Here is a 16,998-nt window from a genome sequence, read left to right as displayed (position 1 = left end):
CTACATGGACTGCGGGGGGCGGGGGGTGGACTGGGGGGTGCGTCGGGGTGGTTCGGCGGGGCCGGCGCCGGAGGCTGCGGAGGCGCTTGCGCCGGCGGTGGCGGGGGTCGGCATGCCGGGCATGTTGGCCTTGATGGTCTGGGGGTCCGGGAGGTGGCCGTCGGGGGAGAGCTTGTCGACCATGCCGGGGAGCTTGTCGGCCATCGTCTGGGCTGCTTGCTCGGGGGTCTTGCCGGTCTGCTTGGCGATCTTGTCCATGCGGTCCGGGCCGAGGGCTTCGGAGACCTGGTCGGCGGTGACGGGTTTGTTCTCGCCCTTGCCGATCCAGGATTGGACTTGGTCGGCGATGCTGCTGTTCTTGAGCTTGGTGAAGACGTCGCTCACGCCGTTGCCGACGGTGTCGGTCAGTTGCTTCCACATCTTGCCGAGGTCGGGGGTGTCAGCCATGGCCTTCCGCCTTTCTCGTGGGGGCTCGCGGGCTCGGTGCCGGGTGGTGCCGGGCCTGTCTGTGCGCGGGCCATGTACGAGCCTTCGGCACGGGGGTGGGGGGTGCGCTGGGGGAGGCAGCCGTTCGGGGTATCGGGCTGGGGGTCTTCGTCCGGACGGCGGGGCTGGTGGGGGTCCGGGGCGCCTTCTGGCCTGCGGCGGGCCAGCCTGGCGGCATGAGAGTCGACGTCCATGCGCACCTGTTTCCCGCGTCCTACCTGGAGTTGCTCGACGAGTTGCGGGGTGACGGGGGTGCGGGCACGTCGCAGGTGCGGGGGCTGGGTGGTGGGGACGGGGCGCGGGAGCTGCGGATGCGGCTGGCGGCGATGGACGCGGTGGGTGTGGACGTGCAGCTGCTCTCGACCTGCCCGCAGCTCCCCTATACCGGGGACCCGACTGCCGCGGTGGAGGCGGCGAGGTGCGCGAATGTGATGTCGGCCCGGGTCGTGGCTGATCACCCCGACCGCTTCCGTGCCCTGGCCACGCTGCCGCTGCCGCATGTCCTGGCTTCGGTGGACGAGCTGAGCCGGGCCATGGAGGAGGACGGTATGCCGGGTGCGGCGGTGGGGACCTCGATCTTGGGGCGCCCGCTGAGCTCCCCTGACTTCGAACCTATGTTCGCGGTGCTCAATCGGCGGCGGGCTGTGCTCTTCGTGCATCCCGTCGGGGACTCGGCGGGTTCGCCGCTGATGCAGGCCTCCGGCCTGGACTGGGTCATCGGTCATACGGTGGAGGTGGCGACCGCGCTCCTGCAGCTGTTCCGGGCCGGTCTCACCGAGAAATACCCCGATGTTCGGATCGTCGTTCCGTACATGGGTGGCTTCCTGCCGTTCCTCATCCAGCGCCTGGACCTCTGCCGCGACCACTATCTGCCCGTGGGCAGTCCGAGCGCCGGCCAGCTCATGCGGCGTGTGATGTACGACACCGCGAACCCGCTCCCCGCGGCCCTCCGGCTCACCGTCGAAGCCGTCGGCGCCGAACGGCTGCTCCTCGGCACCGACTACCCCTTCGAGCAGGGCCCCTCGCTCCGTGACCATGTCGAGTACATCCTGGCGGCGGGTCTGCCGGACCATCAGGCGAAGGCCATCATCGATCTGAACGCCGCGGCGATGTTGGGGACGCCGAGGTAGGAAGGCTCGGGGGCCACCCTAAGCGTTCTCCCTCGTATCGCCGCCGATTGCGCACGCCGGATCCTGGACACGGCAATTTATGCGCTCTGATAAGGGCGACGTCACCGGCACCGTGGGGGGATTCATGACATCAGGTACTCCAGCACGTCGTGGACATAGATGGTCGTTCAGGGGGTTGAGCTCACTGGCGTTGGCCCTCGGGACCGCGGCGGTGGCCGTCGGCCTCGTCTCCGGGCCGGCCGGGACGGCGCACGCCGCCGGCGGGACGCCGACCTTCGTCCAGCAGGCGTGGGCGCGCGCCGGCGGGGTCAGCACGCTGACGGTCAAGCCGACCGCCGCCGTGACAGCCGGGGACCGTCTGGTCGTCGAGGTCGGGGTGTGGAGCGTGGGGTCGGCGACGACCGCCTCGGTGACCGACTCCGCGGGCAACACGTACACCGAGCTGACGCACTTCGCCGCTTCGGACGGTACCGAGATGAGCGTCTGGACCGCGCAGGTCACCTCCGGTGGCGGCACCGTTCCGACGCTGACCGCCAAACCCACCGGCTCCGCCGACGTCGGCGTCGCGGTGCTGGAGTATTCGGGTGTCTCCAGTGTCGGCGGCGTCTCGGTGATGGATGTCCAGTCGCACGCCAGCGGTAAGACGGGCACCGCCGGTACGGTCGCGGCCGGGGCCACTCCGCCGACCACGGCCGCGGGGGAGCTCGCGCTCGGCTTCTACGCGGACTCCGGTTTCGGCAACAGCCTGACCGCGGGTGCCGGCTTCACCAGCCGGGTGAACGTCTCCCACGTCAGCGACATGGAACTCGTCGTGGAGGAGCAGCTCACCGGTGCGGCCGGGGCCACTCCGAGCGCCACGTTCGGCACCGGGGCCTCGACGATCTGGCTGGCCGCCACCGTGGTCCTCAAGGCCGGGAGCTCCGGGGCCGCCACGGCGCCGGGCGCGCCGACCGGTGTGGCCGCGACCGCGGGCAACGGCTCGGCCACCCTCACGTGGATCGCGCCCGCGGACGGCGGATCGCCCATCACGTCCTACACGGTCACGCCCTACGCGGACGGTGTCGCCGGGACGCCGACCGTGGTGACCGGGGCTCCGCCGGCCGCGGCGGCGACGCTGACGGGTCTGAGCAACGCCGTGCCCTACACCTTCACGGTGAGCGCGACCAACGCGATCGGGACCGGACCGGTGTCGCAGGCTTCGAACACGGTGGTGCCGGATCCGGTGCCGAACGGGCAGTTCGGGGCGTTGCAGACCTGGCCGATCGTGGCGGTCCACTCGGCCGTCCTGAACGACGGCAAGGTCCTGGTGTGGGACGGCTGGCAGAGTCCGCAACCCACGCACGTCTACGACCCGGCGACCGGCACGTTCACCACCGCCACGCCGACGGACAGCCTGTTCTGCAGCGGTCTGGTCAAGATGCAGGACGGCCGGGTGCTGGTGGCCGGCGGGTACGGCGCGTCCGCGAACGGCATGCTCGGCATCGTCGACACCAACATCTTCAACCCGGCGACCAACTCCTGGAGCCGGGTCGCCGACATGCACCTGAAGCGCTGGTACCCGGACCTCACCGAGCTGTCCGACGGCCGCTACGTCGCGCTCAGCGGCAACACCACGGACGCGAACACCTGGGCCGACACCCCCGAGGTCTACGACCCGGCGGCCAACACCTGGACCCTGCTGTCCGGCATCAGCACCCCGCAGGTCCACGAGGTGGAGTACCCCTTCTCGTACCTCGCGCCGAACGGCAAGATCTTCACCATCGGCCCGGAGGAGGACGTCTCCTACTGGCTCGACGCCAACGCCCAGACCTGGACGCCGGTCGGCCCCAGCGGCCTGAAGAACGGCTCGTCGGTGATGTACCGGCCGGGCAAGATCCTCTACAGCGGCGGCGCGGCGAGCGTCGAGACGACCAGCAACTCGGTCACCGCGGCGGCCACCATCGACCTGACCGCGGCCACGCCGGCCTGGCAGCCGACCGCGCCGATGCACTACCCGCGGACCTACCACACGCTGACGACGCTGGCCGACGGCCGGGTCCTGGCGGTCGGCGGCGAGGCGACCTCGGACCAGAACGTCATCACCTCCGGCACGCTGCCGGCCGAGATCTGGGATCCCGCCACGAACCAGTGGACGACGATCGACTCGATCGCCGCCGCGCGCAACTACCACTCGACGGCGGTCCTGCTGCCCGACGGCACGGTCCTCATCGCCGGCGGCGGGCACCCGACGGGCCTGAACGACCCGGGCCAGTACAACGCCCAGGTGTATTCGCCCTCGTACTTGTTCAACGGCCCGCGGCCGACGATCACCTCGGCGGGCGCGGCGACCTACGGCGGCACGATGACGGTGACCACCCCGGACGCCGCCTCGATCTCGGCCGTCAATCTCGTCTCCTTCGGCACCGACACCCACCAGTCGGACATGGACCAGCACTTCGTGCCGCTCTCCTTCACGGCGGGCAGCGGCACGCTCTCGGTCCAGGCCCCGGCCAACGGCGGCATCGCCCCGCCCGGTGACTACATGCTGTTCATCGTGAACAAGGCCGGCGTGCCGTCGGTGGCGGCGACGGTGCACGTGAGCGGCGCTCCGCCGGTCGCGCCGGGGGCCCCGACCGCGGTCACCGCGACGCCCGGCAACGGGGCGGCGACGGTGCAGTGGTCGGCGCCGACCTCCAACGGCGGCGCGGCGATCACCTCGTACACGGTGACCCCGTACGCCAACGGCAGCGCCCTGACGCCGACGACCATCACCGGCAACCCGCCGGCGACGTCGGCGACCATCAGCGGCCTGACCAACGGCGCGAGCTACACGTTCACGGTCGCCGCGACGAACTCCGCGGGCACCGGACCGGCGTCCACGCCGTCGAACGCCGTGGTTCCGACAGACGTCGCGGCCCCGGTGTTCGTGCAGCAGGCGTCGCTCCACAAGGGCAGCGGGACCACCGCCGCGGTCGCCCTGGGGGCGCCGGTCACCGTCGGGAACCGGCTGGTCGTTCAGGTCGGGGTGTGGAACACCTCCTCGGCGACGGCGACCAAGGTCACCGACTCGGCGGGCAACACCTACACCGAGCTCACCCACTTCGCCGCCTCCGACAACACGGAGATGAGCGTCTGGAGCGCGCCGATCACGGCCGGCGGCGGGACGAAACCCACGGTGACGGCGACCGTGTCGTCGTCGGCGGACGTGGGAGTGTCAGTCCTCGAGTACTCCGGGTTGTCGACCGCCGCCGGGCTCGCGGCGGTGGACGTCCAGTCGCACGCCTCCGGGACGACCTCGGCGGCGGCGACCGTCTCCGCGGGGGCGACCGCCGCCGTGGCGGGCGCCGGTGAACTGGCTGTCGGGTTCTATGCCGACTCCGGGTTCGGCGACAACCTGACCGCCGGAAGCGGCTTCACGCAGCGGGTGAACGTGTCGCCGACCGGCGACATGGAGCTGTTGGCCGAGGACCAGGTGCCGGCGGCCGGGGCCACTCCGGCCGCGACGTTCGGGACCGGGCGCTCGACCGTCTGGCTGGCTGCGACGGTGGTGTTCAAACACAGCTGACGCAATCGGCGGGAAGGACCGTGAGACGAGCGGTGGCCCCGGGATGTCCGGGGCCACCGCTCGTTGTATCGGGCCGTTACAGCGCGGTGTCCCCGTGCGCCGACGACGGCAGGTAGTTCTGGTTCCCGGCGAACGAGGCCCGGTAACCGCTCAGCAGAACGCTGACGGAGTCGAGCAGTCCCGACGCCGTATTGCACACCGCCTTCCCCTTGGCGTTCGTGGTGGCGTGGCACAGCGGCCCGCCGTTCACGTCGGTGAACGTGATCGTCTGCCCGGCCAGCGGCACGCCGTTCGCGGTCAGCGTGGCGTTCAGGCCCGCCTCGCCGAGCGGCAGCAGCGTCAGGTACGCGGTCCCGGCGGTCAGCGTTGTTGCGACCGGCTTGATCACCGACACCGCCAGGTCGACCGGGTCGGTGCCGACGGCGATCGGTGCCGCGGCGGTGTTCGTGCTCAGATCCACCACCGAGACGCTCGCCGCGCCGAAGTTCGCCACGTACGCCGACGCGGTGCCGGGGACGATCTTCAGCGCGATGCCGTGCGGTGCGGCGCCGACGCTGAACGACGTGGTGACGGTCTCGGTGGCGGCGTCGACCACCGCGACGCTGCCGGAGGCGGCGTCGGTCACGTAGACCGTGGAACCGTTCGGGCTCACGGCGGCGCTGTGCGGCCGGCCGCCGATCGCGACGTGGGTGACGGAGTCGCTCGTCGTGTCGATCACCGACAGGTCGGCGCCGTTGTAGTCCGGGACGTAGACGTGCCTGCCGTCCGGCGCGACCGCCAGGTTGATCGGGGTGGCGCCGACCGGGACCGTGGCGAGGACGGAGTCGGAGCCGGCGTCGATGACGGTGACCGACGAGCCGCCGGTGTCAGCGGCGTACACCCGCGAGCCGTCCGGCGAGACGGCCAGGCCCTCGGCGCCGGGCCCCGCGGCGATGGTCGCGACCACGGACGCGGAGGCGGTGTCGATGACGGACACCGTGCCGGCGACGTCGTCGCCGACGTACAGCCGGCTTCCGTCCGGCGACAGCGCGGCGGCCTGCGGCTGCCGGCCTACCGGGATGGTGGCCACCACGGCCGGCCCGGACGCGGCGCCGGTGTCGATGACCGAGACGTCGTTCGAGCCGGAGTCGGTGACGTAGACCCGGTGTCCGTCGGCCGAGGCGGCGACGGCGGTCGGGGCGGAGCCGACCGGGATCGTGGCGACCACGGTCTGGGCGCCGGTGTCGAGGACGGAGACCGTGTTGGAGCCGGCGTTCGCGACGTAGACGTAGGTCCCGGCCGGGAGCGGCCCCGCGGTGACGGCGTGGCCCGGTCCGGCGGCGAACGCCGGCAGCGAGGCCGCCGTCAGGAGGGTGACGGCGAACGTCGTGTTCCGCCGGGCGGCGGCACGGCGCGGCGGGGGATGGGCGGCGGACGAGGCGGAGTGCTGCTGCGAAGACCAGGTCACGCAGGCTCCTTAAAGGTGGGGCCGCCCTCGGACGGGCGGCCTCGGCGGTCGAGGCGGCCCGAGCATAGAGCGGCCTTAACTCAGAGTGCTGTGTCACGAGGCGACGCTTCGCTCGTTCGAGGGAAGGGGAGTGTCCCCTAGGGGGTGAGATCCCAATACCGGCGTTCGCCTTGTCCGGCGTTCCGCACCTCTTCTAAAGTCCCGAAGGTGACGCAGTTCCCTGCCATGCCGCCTCGCCGGCGACTGCCGACCAGGACCGGGCTGCGAGCCGGGAGCGCGGCGTCCCTGGTGCTGATCACCGTGCTCGGCCTGACGGTCTCCCTGTCCGCGGCGTCGCGCCAGAACGACCTGCGGCACGCCGTGTCCACCGCGGAGCCGCTCGCCGTCGCCGCCGAGGACATCTATCGCGACCTGTCCGACGCCGACGCCGCGTCGGCGGAGACGTTCCTGTCCGCGGCGCAGGCCGGAACCTCGGGGGAGGACCGGTACGCCGCCGACTTGAACCGGGTCTCAGCGAACCTGGCGGCGGTCGACGCCGACACCCGCGGGTCGGACGCGCTGCGGGCCGCCGACGGCGTGCTCCTGACCGGTCTGCCGGTGTTCACGAAGCTGATCGGCGCGGCTCTCGCCGACGCGCGGCAGAACCTGCCGGTCGGTGCCGCCTATCTGCGCGAGGCCTCCGCGTTGCTGCGCGACCGGCTGCTGCCCGCCGCGCAGCAGGCGCTGAAGGTGGAGAGCGATCGGCTGAAGGCCGATGACGACGACGCCGGCGCGGCGTACGACGTGGAGCTCGGCGTCGTGGCGGCCACTCTCGCGGCCCTGATCGCGACGCAGTACTTCGTCCGGCGGCGTACGAGCCGGACCCTCAACCCCGGGCTGCTGGCCGCGACGTCGCTGGTGCTGGTCGTCGCGATCTGGACGCTGCTGGCCGGCTCGGCCGAGCGCGACGCGGTGTCCGCGGCCAAGGCGCACTGGGAGGCCGCCGACGCCGCCATCGCGACCGACTTGGCGGCGGTGCGGGCACACGGTGACGAACTGCTGGGGCTCGCGGCGCGCGGGGAGGACGTCGGCGGGTACGAGCACGACTTCGCGACGTCCACGGCGCGTCTGGACGCGCTGGTGAAGCAGAACCACGGCGCCTACGCGGACGACGTCCGCCAGGCGCGGCAGAGCTGGGCCCAGGCGCACGCCGCGCTGCTCCCGGCCGAGAACGACCCGCAGCCGGACAACGCGGCGAATGTCAAAGCCCTGCAGCTGCTGACGCAGCCGGCGGCGGGCGGGTCGGATGCGGGGTTCCTTCGCGTGGACCAGGACCTGCGGCAGGGCGCCGGCGCCGAGGAAGCCGGGTATCTGGCGAAGGTGCGCGCCGGGCACGGGGATCTGGAAGGGCTCGACGTCGCGACGGCGGTGCTCATGACGGCGGCGGTGGCGCTGGCCGGGTATGGATTGGACCGGCGGCTCAGGGAGTACCGATGACGGCGATCAGAGCGCGCGCGACCGGAGCGAGAAGGAAGGCGGCGAGGCGGAACCGTGCCGTGCTGCCAGCCGCACTGCTTTGCCTCGTCGGCGCCTTCACAGCGGCGTGCGACACCCTCCCGTCGACGACCTCGGCCCCGACGAGCGCGAACTCCGCCCAGGTGACCGCGCTGCCCGACGGCGTCACCACCATGCCGCCGGGGCCGGCCGGCGGTGTTTCGGTCTCCGGCTGCGAGGCGTCGCCGCGGCCGGACGGGCCGCTGCCGCAGCCCGGGCAGATGCCGGCCGGGTCGACGATGGAGCGGATCCAGAAGCGGGGGTATCTGATCGCGGGGGTGGACGAGGACAGCTATCTGTTCGGGTACCGCAACCCCTCGCCGGATCCGAAGGCGCCTCCGCTGGTCGGGTTCGACATCGACTTCGTGCGGGAGGTGGCCGAGGCCATCTTCGGGTCGCCGGACAAGGTGCGGTACAAGACCATCACGAAGGCCGAGCGCATCAGCTCCCTGACGAGCGGGTCGGTGGACATCGTCGCCGACATCTTCACCGTGGACTGTGAGCGGGCCAGGGACGTGGCGTTCAGTTCCGACTACTTCGACGCCGGGCAGCGGATCCTGGTCAACCAGTCCTCGGCGGTGAACAGCCTGGCCGATCTGGCCGGACGCAAGGCCTGCGCGGCGGCCGGCACCACGTCCATCCAGACCCTCGCCAACCCCGCGTACCACGTGGTGCCGGTCGCGGCGGTGAACTGGGCCGACTGCCTGGTCATGCTCCAGCAGGGGCAGGTGGACGCGATCTCCACCACCGACCTGATCCTGCTCGGGCTCCAGGTCCAGGACCCCTACACCAAGATCGTCGGGCCGCGCTTCACCTACGAGCGGCACGGCCTGGGCATGCCGAAGGGGGAGGACGACTTCGTCCGGTTCGTCAACGGCGTGCTGGAGAAGATCCGCGCCGACGGCACGTGGACCGCGATCTACACCCGGTGGGTCGGGGACAAGCTCGGGCCGGTGCCGGCGCCCCCGCCGCCGGCGTATCGGTGAGCCCGGCCGGGTCCCGCCGGGCCGGTAAGCGGTAATTCGGGGCTGCACCCCTTGCTCTGCTGTTACCGTCGTGGACTGTGACGAGAGCGAGAGACAGTGCGACCAGTCTCGGCCCGCGGTTCGCGAAGCTGTGGCTCGCGGGCACCGCGTCGGCCCTCGGCGTCGGCCTGGCCACGGTCGCCACACCGCTGCTGATCGCTTCGCGCACCGACGACCCGCTGACCATCTCGGCCGCGCAGGCCGTCGCCTGGCTGCCGTGGCTGCTGTTCGCGCTGCCCGGCGGCGTGCTGGTGGACCGTGTGGACCGGCGGCGGGTGATGATCTGGATCGACTGGGCCCGGGTGGTCCTGATGGCGCTGCTCGCCGCCGCGATCGTCGCGGACCACGCGGGCATCGTGCTCATCTACACCGTCCTGTTCCTGGTGAACACCGGCGAGGTGGTGTTCCGCACGGCGGGCCAGGCGATGATCCCGGCGGTGGTTCCGCGAGAGGGGCTGGAGCGGGCCAACGGGTGGCTGATCGGCGGCTTCACGGTGATGCAGAACATGGTCGCCGGGCCGTTGGGGGCCGCGCTGTTCGTGGTCGCCGCCAGCATCCCGTACTGGGGCAACTCGATGACCTACGCCGTCAGCGCGGTGCTCATCACCACCGTCGCCGGCAAGTACCGCGCGATGCCGCGCAGCGGGAACGGCGGGGCCGCACCGGATGCCGGGGCCGCCAGGTCCGGCCGGCTGCGCGCCGTCTGGTCCGAGATGGCCGAGGGCTTCCGCTGGCTGATGCGCCAGCGCCTGCTGCGCACGATGGCGATCCTGATCGGCCTGCTCAACGTCACCCTCACCGCCGCCCTCGCGGTCCTGGTGCTGCTCGCCAAGGACCGCCTGCACCTCGGCTCGGTCGGCTACGGCGCACTGTTCACCGCCATGGCGGTCGGCAGCATCCTCGGCTCCGCGGTCGGCGACCGGCTGGTCCGCACTGTCACCGCGACGTGGACCATCCGCATAGGGCTGCTCGTGGAGGCCGCGTTCCACCTGGTCCTGGCGACTTCGCTGAACGCCTACGTCGTCGGCGCCGCCTTCTTCGCCTTCGGCATCCACGGCGCGCTGTGGTCCATCGTCGCCAACTCCCTGCGCCAGCGCCTGACGCCGCCGGAGATGTTCGGCCGGGTCGGCAGTACCAACCTGTTCATCGCCGCCGGTGGGAACTGCGTCGGCGCGCTGCTCGGCGGCGTGGTGGCCTCGCACTTCGGCCTGACCGCGACCTACTGGGTCGCGTTCGTCGTCGCGATCGCTGTGGCGGTCACCACGTGGCCGGTGTTCACCCGCGCGGCGGTCGCACGCGCCTACGCCACCGAGCCCGGGGAACCCGCGGCGCCCGGGGAACCCGCGGAGCTCGCCGACGTCTGATCGCTCGCCACCTGCGCCATTGCCACCTCCGGCCCGGGTGCATTACGTTTATCGATACCATCGATATTCGATATGCCAGGGGGAAGCCATGTCGACGCCCGCCACCGCCGGTCCCGCCACCGCCGCCGGCCCGCGCCGGTTCCGCAATCCGCTCCAGCCGCTCGGCGGCATCGTCCGTGTCGTCTACTACCTCGCCCTCGCGGCGTTCCTCGTCGGCGCCGCCAACGTCCTGTTCGCCTCCGGCACCGCGTTCGGCTGGCACCACGGCACGGCCTGCCTGACCGTTCCGGACCAGCTGCAGCCGCCGATCGACCGCACCCTGCAGTGGACCTCGGTGACCACGGACGTCCACGAGTCCCGGGTCTGCGTCCAGCACGCCGCCGTCCACCAGGCCTTCTACAGCACCCTCGCCGGCGGCCTCGGGCTCCCCTTCTTCCTCGTCGCCTTCGGCCTGACCTCCCGGCTGCTGACCGTCGCGGCCAAGGGCGGCGTCTACCGGTCCGAGGTCGTCAGCCGCGTCCAGTTCCTGGGCTGGACGCTCCTCGCCGGTGAGACGCTGCTGGTGGTGCTGGGCACCGTCGGCAAGGTCCACCTCTACAACGACCTGGTGCCGCAGCACGCGAACGGCACCTACTGGACGCCGTTCTGGGACGTGAACTGGGCCGTGCCGCTCATCGGTGTGGCCCTGATCTCGCTGGCCCGCATCCTGCGGGAGGGCGTCGGCATGCGCGAGGACCTCGAAGGGACCGTCTGATGCCGGAAGACGGCGAGCCGCACGCGATCACCGTGCACCTCGACCGGCTGCTCGCGGAGCGCGGCATGACGCTGACCGAGCTGGCCGAGAAGGTCGGGGTGAGCGTCGTGAACCTGTCGATCCTGAAGAACGGCCGCGCCCGGGCCGTCCGGTTCTCGACGCTGACCGCGCTGTGCGCCGCGCTCGACTGCCAGCCCGGCGACCTGCTCGGCTACCGGCCGGACTGACTCCGCGACCGGAGACCGCGACCGGACCGCGGCCGAAAGGCTCCGGAGGCGGACCGCGCCGTCCCGTGATCGACTGATCGCGATCGGTGCGGGACCGGCGAAGGAGGCGGCGCGCGTGGCGACCTTGACGGTGTGGAAGTTCCACGACGCGGACGGGGCCGAGAAGCTGCTGGAACTGCTCGAGGAGATGCAGAGGCAGGAACTGCTCCGTCTCCGCGACGGCGCGGTGGTGACCTGGCCGCAGGGCGCTGACAAACCGCGGACCCGCCAGCTGGCGACCATGACCGGGCGCGGCGCCCTGGGCGGCGCGTTCTGGGGCCTGCTGTTCGGCCTGATCTTCTTCGTGCCGCTGCTCGGGGCAGCGATCGGCGCCGCGGCCGGCGCGCTCGGCGGCTCGATGGCCGGCGTCGGCATCGGCGAGGACTTCGTCGAGCAGGTCAAGGCCAAGGTCACGCCGGGCTCCTCGGCGCTGTTCCTGCTCACCGAGGACGAGGTGGTCGACCGCCTCAAGCCGGCCTTCGAGGCCGCGCACGCCGAACTGGTCAGCGCCGACCTCAGCGCCGAGCAGGAGCGGAAGCTGCGCCAGGCGTTCGGCGAGGAGGAGGACGACGGCGGCGTGGGCGGCGCCGCGCCGTCCCCGGACCGTCCCGCGTGGTGACGGTCCTCGGACGTGCTCGACGGCGGGGTGTCGGGGTTGTCCACGTAGGCGTCGTCGGCCGGCACGTACCCCCGCCGTCCGCAACGGCACGGTCACATCGGATCGATGTGACTCAAAGGGCTGCCGAGGATCTCAGCGCTCGACCATCCGCCCGTCCCGAGCCGGATCCTCACCCGGTCTGCAGCAGCTGGATCAGATTCCCGCAGGTGTCGTCGAGCACCGCCGTCGTCACCGCCCCGGTCTCCTGCGGCTCCTGGGCGAACCGCACCCCGAGCGCGCTCAGCCGCTCGAACTCCGCGCGCACGTCGTCCACCGCGAACTGCGCCGCCGGGATGCCGTCGGCCAGCAGCGCCGCCTTGTACGGCCCCACCGCCGGATGGTCCCCGGGCTCCAGCAGCAGCTCGGTCCCGTCCGGCTCCTCCGGAGACACCACCGTGAGCCAGCGGTCCGCGCCGACCGGCACGTCGTGCTTCTTCACGAAGCCGAGCTTCTCGGTGTAGAAGCTCAGGGCCTTGGCCTGGTCGTCGACGAAGACGTTGGTGAGGCGGATCCGCATGGGCCTCACCCTAGGCAGGTCCCACCCGGCCGATCAAGGAAGACACGCAGCTCAGCGTGGCGGGCCCGGCCGGCTCAGCAGCGTTCGCGCGGGGTCAGCCGGTCGTCGGCCCGCGGCCGGTCGCGGTAGGTCTCCGCGAGGAAGCCCAGGAAGGCGTCGACGTCCTCCGGCGACGACGACATGCCGAACGAGACCCGGACCGCGCCGCCGGAGGGCAGGCCCAGCCGCTGCAGGTAGTCGTCGATGGTGCCGGAGGTGCGGCGGACGGCGCCGGACAGCAGACGGCGGGATATGGAGAACGCTGCTTCGCCCGCGCCCGGGTTGCAGAAGCATCCGGTGCGCAGGGAGATGCCGCGGGCGGCGCTGTCCCGGCTGACGGTGCGCTCGTCGACGATCGCGCCGTCGGGGTCGAGGACGTTGAGCGTCACCGTGGCGCCGCGGTGGGCGCCGTCGGTGGGGCCGTAGACACGGACCAGCGGCTCGCCGTCGGCGTGCGTGAGCGCGGCGGCTCCGGTGAGCAGCCGGCTGGTGAGGCCCGCGACGTGCTCGTGGATCGCGTCCAAGCCGACTTCCGCCAGCCACCGCAGCCCCACCTCGACGTCGGGGATGCTCAGGAAGTTGAGGGTGCCGTCCTCGAACGCGGTCTCGTCGTCGGCCATCTTGTGCCAGTCGCCCTGCGCGCTGACCACGTGGATGGTGCCGCCGGAGAACCACGGCCGCCGCAGCCCGGCCAGCGCCGCGCGGCGGGCTATCAGGCAGCCGAGGCCGGTCGGGTAGCCGAAGACCTTGTACCAGCTCACCGTGACGAAGTCGGGGTGGAACGCGGCGAGGTCGAGGCGGTTGGCCGGCACGAACGCGGCCGCGTCCAGCAGCACCCGGTACCCCAGGTCCTGCGCCGTCGCGATCCACTCCAGCGGGTGCTGGACGCCGGTGAAGTTGCTCTGCGCCGGATACGCGAACAGGCCGCCGCCGCCGCGTCGCGGCCGGCCGTCGGTCAGCGCCTGCCGGATCGCCTCGTCGCTGATCCGCAGTTCCGGGTCGGAGAACGGGACGTAGACCGTCCGCGCGCCGCCGGCCCGCGCGTACTCGCGCAGGCCGTTCACCGAGTTGTGGTTGTCCAGCGGCAGCACCAGCCGGGACCGCTTGTCGAACGGGAACGCCTCGCCGACCAGGCGGCACGCGCCGGTCGCGTTCGGCGTGAACACCACCGCGTACTCGGCCGGATCGGCGCCGAAGTGCTCGAGCACGGCGGCGCGCGTCTGTTCCACCAGCCGCGACGAGGCCAGCGACGTGGGGTTCTCGGAGTGCGGGTTCCCGAAGCAGGCGGCGCGGATCCGCTCGGCGTGCGCGTCGAGCTGACGGCGTGCGGGGAGCCCGGCGCCGGTGTGGTCGAGATAGACCTGCCCTTGCTCGTCCAGGTAGGCGAACTCGGTGGCGCGCAGCTTGGCGAAGGCGGTCATGGCGCCATTATGTGCATCTGGAGAGTCATGCTGCTATATCAGCTCAATGCCATTCTGCAGCGAGGGGACCGTGATGACGACCGCGAGTGGTATCAGGGCCCGAGGTGTCGGCCTGAGGGTGGCCGGGGGCCGCGAGGTGTTGCGCGCCGTGTCGCTCTCGGCCGCTCCGGGCTCGCTGGTGGTCATCGCCGGGGCCAGCGGCGCGGGCAAGACGTCACTGCTGGAGGTGCTGGCGGGGGTGCGGCCGCCGGATGAGGGTTCTGTCACCCACGATGACCGGCCACCCGCCCCGCGCGCAGGCGGGTTCGGCTACGTTCCGCAGGACGACATCGTGCACCGGGACCTGCCGCTGTCGCGCACTCTCCGCTACGCCGCCGAACTGCGGCTTCCCGCCGGGACCTCGGCCGCTGACGTGGCCGAGGCGGTGCGGCGGGCGTTGGACGACCTCGGGCTGACCGCGGTGGCGGGCCAGCGGGTCGGGCTCCTGAGCGGCGGTGAGCGCAAACGGGCGAGCATAGCCGTGGAGCTGCTGACCCGGCCGCGTGTGCTGTTCCTGGACGAGCCGACGTCAGGGCTCGATCCCGCCGCCGGTGCGGCGCTGCTCGGGCTGCTGCGCAGCCTCGCGCATCAGGGGACGACGATCGTGCTCACGACGCACACGCCGGCCGACCTGTCGCGTGCGGACACCGTCGCGTTCCTGGCGCCGGGAGGACGTCTGGTCTACCACGGCGCGCCGAACGGTTTACTCGAGCATTTCGGGACGGACAACGTTGAGGAAGCGTACGGCGTCGCGGCGGATCTGCCTTCGGTATCAGCTGAGGAAGGCACTGAACCGAGCGCCGGGACATCTTCGGAGTCCGCCGCCCCGAGGCTCATGGGCCCCATGCGCCAGTGGTGGCTCCTCACCCGGCGCTCGGCGGAGATCCTGGCCCGCAACCGCCTGTCCGCCGCCGTGGTCGTGGGGTCGCCGATCATGATCATCGCCATGTTCGCGATGCTCTTCCGTCCCGGGGCGTTCGATCCCGCCGCGCCCGACCCGGCGTCCACGGCGATGATCTGTTTCTGGATCGCCTTCGGCGCGTTCTTCTTCGGTCTCACCTACGGACTGCTCCAGATATGCACCGAGCTCCCCATCGTCCGGCGCGAGCGTCTCACGGTCCTGCGGCTCGGCCCCTACCTCCTGGCGAAGGTCGCGATCCTGCTTCCGGTCCTGGTCGCGGCGGACGCGCTGCTGCTGGCGGTGCTGCGTGGACTGAACCGGCTGCCCGCGGCGGACGGCGGCGTCTACGGCTCGCTGTTCGTCAGCACCGTCCTGGCCTCGGCCGCCGCGCTCACGCTCGGCCTGCTGGCCTCGGCGGCGGTCGCCGAACCCGGACAGGCCACGCTCATGCTGCCGCTGCTGTGCTTCCCGCAGGTGCTGTTCTCCGGCGCGTTCGTGCCGGTGCCCAAGATGAGCGCGCTCGGCTCCGGCCTGAGCTGGGCGATGACGAACCGCTGGGCGTTCGAGGCCCTCGGGTCGGGCGTCGGCCTCGACGAACTGTGGGCCCACGGTGCCTCCCCCATGGGGCCGCCGCTGCTGGCGTCCTACGGCGACACGTTCGCCCACTCCGCCGCCCGCGGCTGGCTGTGGCTCGGCGGCTTCACCGTTCTGTTCCTGGCCGCGGCGTGGGCGGTGCTGGCCCGCAAGTGCCGGCGGGCGGCGCGCGGGTGACGTCGTGTGACCCGGCGGGGCGTCTCGAGTCGCGGGTGCGCTGAAGCGCTGCCTAGTGTCGATCAAGAGGTCGGCGACGAAGCTGGAGAAGCGGCCATGGCGAAGGCGACACAGGCGCGAGCCCTCGCGTGTCGCACCGCCGTACTGGGGATGCTCCTGCTCGGCATCGCGGCCTGGGCGCCCCCGGCCGCCGCCTCCACCACCCCGGCCGCCGCCGCGCAGCCGGTCCCCGCCGGCTCCTCGTCCTGGGTGAGCGGGGCCGCGATCGCGGGCACGGTGGTCGTGGCCGGCGTCGCCGCGGCGGTCGGCGCCTACGCCTACACCCGCTCCCGGCGTCGTCCCCCGACCCACAGTGCCACCGGTCCGGTCCCGATCGGCGAGCTGGACGCCACCGCCGAACACGTCCTCGTCGAGACCGACGACGCCGTCCGCACCAGCGAGGAGGAGCTCGGCTTCGCCTCCGCGGAGTTCGGGGCCGAGGCCACCGCGCAGTTCGCCGACGCGCTGGCCGACGCGAAGGAGGAGCTCACCGCCGCCTTCCGGATCCGGCAGGCGCTCGACGACGCGATCCCCCAGGACGAGCCCACCCGGCGCCGGATGCTCACCGAGATCGTCGAACGCTGCCGCCGCGCCAACGCCCGGCTGGACGCCGAGGTCAAGTCCTTCGACCGGCTGCGGGCCCTGGTCCAGCACGCGCCGCAGGCGCTGGCCGTCGCCGGCCGTGCCGCCGCCGCGCAGAGCGAGCGGGTCGCCCCGGTGCTCGCCGTCTTCGAACGGATGCGCACCGGCTATGCCGACTCCGCCACCGCCCCGCTGGCCGGGCACCCGCAGCAGATCGCGGACCGGCTGGCCTTCGCCGACGACAGCCTCGGCGCGGCCGGCGTCGCGCTGGACGCCGGCGACAAGCGGCGCGCCGCGCTGCTGATCCGCGGCGCCGAGGCCGGCATCGAGCAGGCCCAGCAGCTGCTGGACGCCGTCGACCGGCGTGCCGCCGAGCTCGACACCGCGGCGTCCCGGCTGCCCGCGGTCCTGGCCGGGATGGACGCGGACCTGGCCGACGCCCGGGCGCTGGCCGCGTCCCGCAGCGCCGCGGCGGCGTCGGC

The 16,998-nt window shown here is 72.3% G+C and carries 13 protein-coding genes and 1 pseudogene; 10 read left to right on the top strand and 4 right to left on the bottom strand.

The annotated features are described in order from the left end of the window. Complete coding sequence (locus ABD466_RS43420) at positions 1 to 447, bottom strand: YidB family protein (RefSeq protein WP_344663170.1); 447 nt, start codon at positions 445 to 447, stop codon at positions 1 to 3. A gap of 215 nt (positions 448 to 662) precedes the next feature. On the opposite strand from ABD466_RS43420, the gene ABD466_RS43415 reads away from it, so the two are divergent. Continuing rightward, positions 663 to 1,616 carry an amidohydrolase family protein gene (locus ABD466_RS43415; RefSeq protein ID WP_344663169.1) on the top strand — a complete coding sequence of 318 codons (954 nt, stop codon included), beginning with the start codon at positions 663 to 665 and terminating at the stop codon, positions 1,614 to 1,616. Positions 1,617 to 1,791: 175 nt separating this feature from the next. Continuing rightward, a complete protein-coding gene (locus ABD466_RS43410) occupies positions 1,792 to 5,160 on the top strand; it encodes a fibronectin type III domain-containing protein (protein WP_344663168.1) in 3,369 nt (1,122 codons plus the stop codon). Positions 5,161 to 5,236: 76 nt separating this feature from the next. Here the strand turns inward: ABD466_RS43410 and ABD466_RS43405 are convergent, their stop codons facing one another. Next, positions 5,237 to 6,607, bottom strand: coding sequence for a beta-propeller fold lactonase family protein (locus ABD466_RS43405; protein WP_344663167.1), 1,371 nt, complete (start codon positions 6,605 to 6,607; stop codon positions 5,237 to 5,239). 207 nt (positions 6,608 to 6,814) lie between these two features. Here ABD466_RS43405 and ABD466_RS43400 point away from each other — a divergent pair, with 207 nt between their 5' ends. The 6 genes from ABD466_RS43400 to ABD466_RS43375 all read left to right on the top strand — a co-directional run bounded on the left by ABD466_RS43400 (position 6,815) and on the right by ABD466_RS43375 (position 12,168). Next, positions 6,815 to 8,083, top strand: a complete 1,269-nt coding sequence (locus ABD466_RS43400; RefSeq protein ID WP_344663166.1) for a hypothetical protein — start codon at positions 6,815 to 6,817, stop codon at positions 8,081 to 8,083. Positions 8,084 to 8,142: 59 nt separating this feature from the next. Continuing rightward, complete coding sequence (locus ABD466_RS43395; protein ID WP_344663165.1) at positions 8,143 to 9,126, top strand: glutamate ABC transporter substrate-binding protein; 984 nt, start codon at positions 8,143 to 8,145, stop codon at positions 9,124 to 9,126. A gap of 77 nt (positions 9,127 to 9,203) precedes the next feature. After that, positions 9,204 to 10,529, top strand: a complete 1,326-nt coding sequence (locus ABD466_RS43390; protein WP_344663164.1) for an MFS transporter — start codon at positions 9,204 to 9,206, stop codon at positions 10,527 to 10,529. Positions 10,530 to 10,617: 88 nt separating this feature from the next. Next, on the top strand, positions 10,618 to 11,283 hold the full coding sequence (locus tag ABD466_RS43385) for a DUF2975 domain-containing protein (RefSeq protein WP_344663163.1): 666 nt from the start codon (positions 10,618 to 10,620) through the stop codon (positions 11,281 to 11,283). After that, positions 11,283 to 11,510, top strand: a complete 228-nt coding sequence (locus tag ABD466_RS43380) for a helix-turn-helix domain-containing protein (protein ID WP_344663162.1) — start codon at positions 11,283 to 11,285, stop codon at positions 11,508 to 11,510. The genes ABD466_RS43385 and ABD466_RS43380 overlap by 1 nt, the downstream gene beginning before the upstream one ends. A 115-nt stretch (positions 11,511 to 11,625) precedes the next feature. Further along, on the top strand, positions 11,626 to 12,168 hold the full coding sequence (locus ABD466_RS43375; protein WP_344663161.1) for a DUF1269 domain-containing protein: 543 nt from the start codon (positions 11,626 to 11,628) through the stop codon (positions 12,166 to 12,168). Positions 12,169 to 12,337: 169 nt separating this feature from the next. Here the strand turns inward: ABD466_RS43375 and ABD466_RS43370 are convergent, their stop codons facing one another. Both ABD466_RS43370 and ABD466_RS43365 read right to left on the bottom strand, forming a co-directional pair. Next, positions 12,338 to 12,724 carry a VOC family protein gene (locus ABD466_RS43370; protein ID WP_344663160.1) on the bottom strand — a complete coding sequence of 129 codons (387 nt, stop codon included), beginning with the start codon at positions 12,722 to 12,724 and terminating at the stop codon, positions 12,338 to 12,340. 74 nt (positions 12,725 to 12,798) lie between these two features. Next, positions 12,799 to 14,184 carry an aminotransferase class V-fold PLP-dependent enzyme gene (locus ABD466_RS43365; protein WP_344663159.1) on the bottom strand — a complete coding sequence of 462 codons (1,386 nt, stop codon included), beginning with the start codon at positions 14,182 to 14,184 and terminating at the stop codon, positions 12,799 to 12,801. Positions 14,185 to 14,257: 73 nt separating this feature from the next. Here ABD466_RS43365 and ABD466_RS43360 point away from each other — a divergent pair, with 73 nt between their 5' ends. Beyond that, entirely contained in the window at positions 14,258 to 15,895 is a 1,638-nt protein-coding gene (locus tag ABD466_RS43360; RefSeq protein WP_344663158.1) for an ATP-binding cassette domain-containing protein, read from the top strand. A gap of 96 nt (positions 15,896 to 15,991) precedes the next feature. Then, positions 15,992 to 16,998 (top strand): annotated as a pseudogene (locus ABD466_RS43355) (hypothetical protein); the annotation flags it as partial.

Origin of the sequence: Catenulispora subtropica, from assembly GCF_039531675.1 — a bacterium.
GTDB classification, from domain to species: Bacteria; Actinomycetota; Actinomycetes; order Streptomycetales; family Catenulisporaceae; genus Catenulispora; species Catenulispora subtropica.
Note: the sequence above shows the minus strand (reverse complement) of the source record. Positions and strands in the feature narration are given on the sequence as shown.

Bases quoted from the DNA above. Each gene is read 5' to 3' on its own strand.
- ABD466_RS43380 (WP_344663162.1), top strand. From the start codon at position 11,283: ATGCCGGAAGACGGCGAGCCGCACGCGATCACCGTGCACCTCGACCGG.
- ABD466_RS43385 (WP_344663163.1), top strand. From the start codon at position 10,618: ATGTCGACGCCCGCCACCGCCGGTCCCGCCACCGCCGCCGGCCCGCGC.
- ABD466_RS43415 (WP_344663169.1), top strand. From the start codon at position 663: ATGAGAGTCGACGTCCATGCGCACCTGTTTCCCGCGTCCTACCTGGAG.
- ABD466_RS43360 (WP_344663158.1), top strand. From the start codon at position 14,258: ATGACGACCGCGAGTGGTATCAGGGCCCGAGGTGTCGGCCTGAGGGTG.
- ABD466_RS43420 (WP_344663170.1), bottom strand. From the start codon at position 447: ATGGCTGACACCCCCGACCTCGGCAAGATGTGGAAGCAACTGACCGAC.
- ABD466_RS43370 (WP_344663160.1), bottom strand. From the start codon at position 12,724: ATGCGGATCCGCCTCACCAACGTCTTCGTCGACGACCAGGCCAAGGCC.
- ABD466_RS43365 (WP_344663159.1), bottom strand. From the start codon at position 14,184: ATGACCGCCTTCGCCAAGCTGCGCGCCACCGAGTTCGCCTACCTGGAC.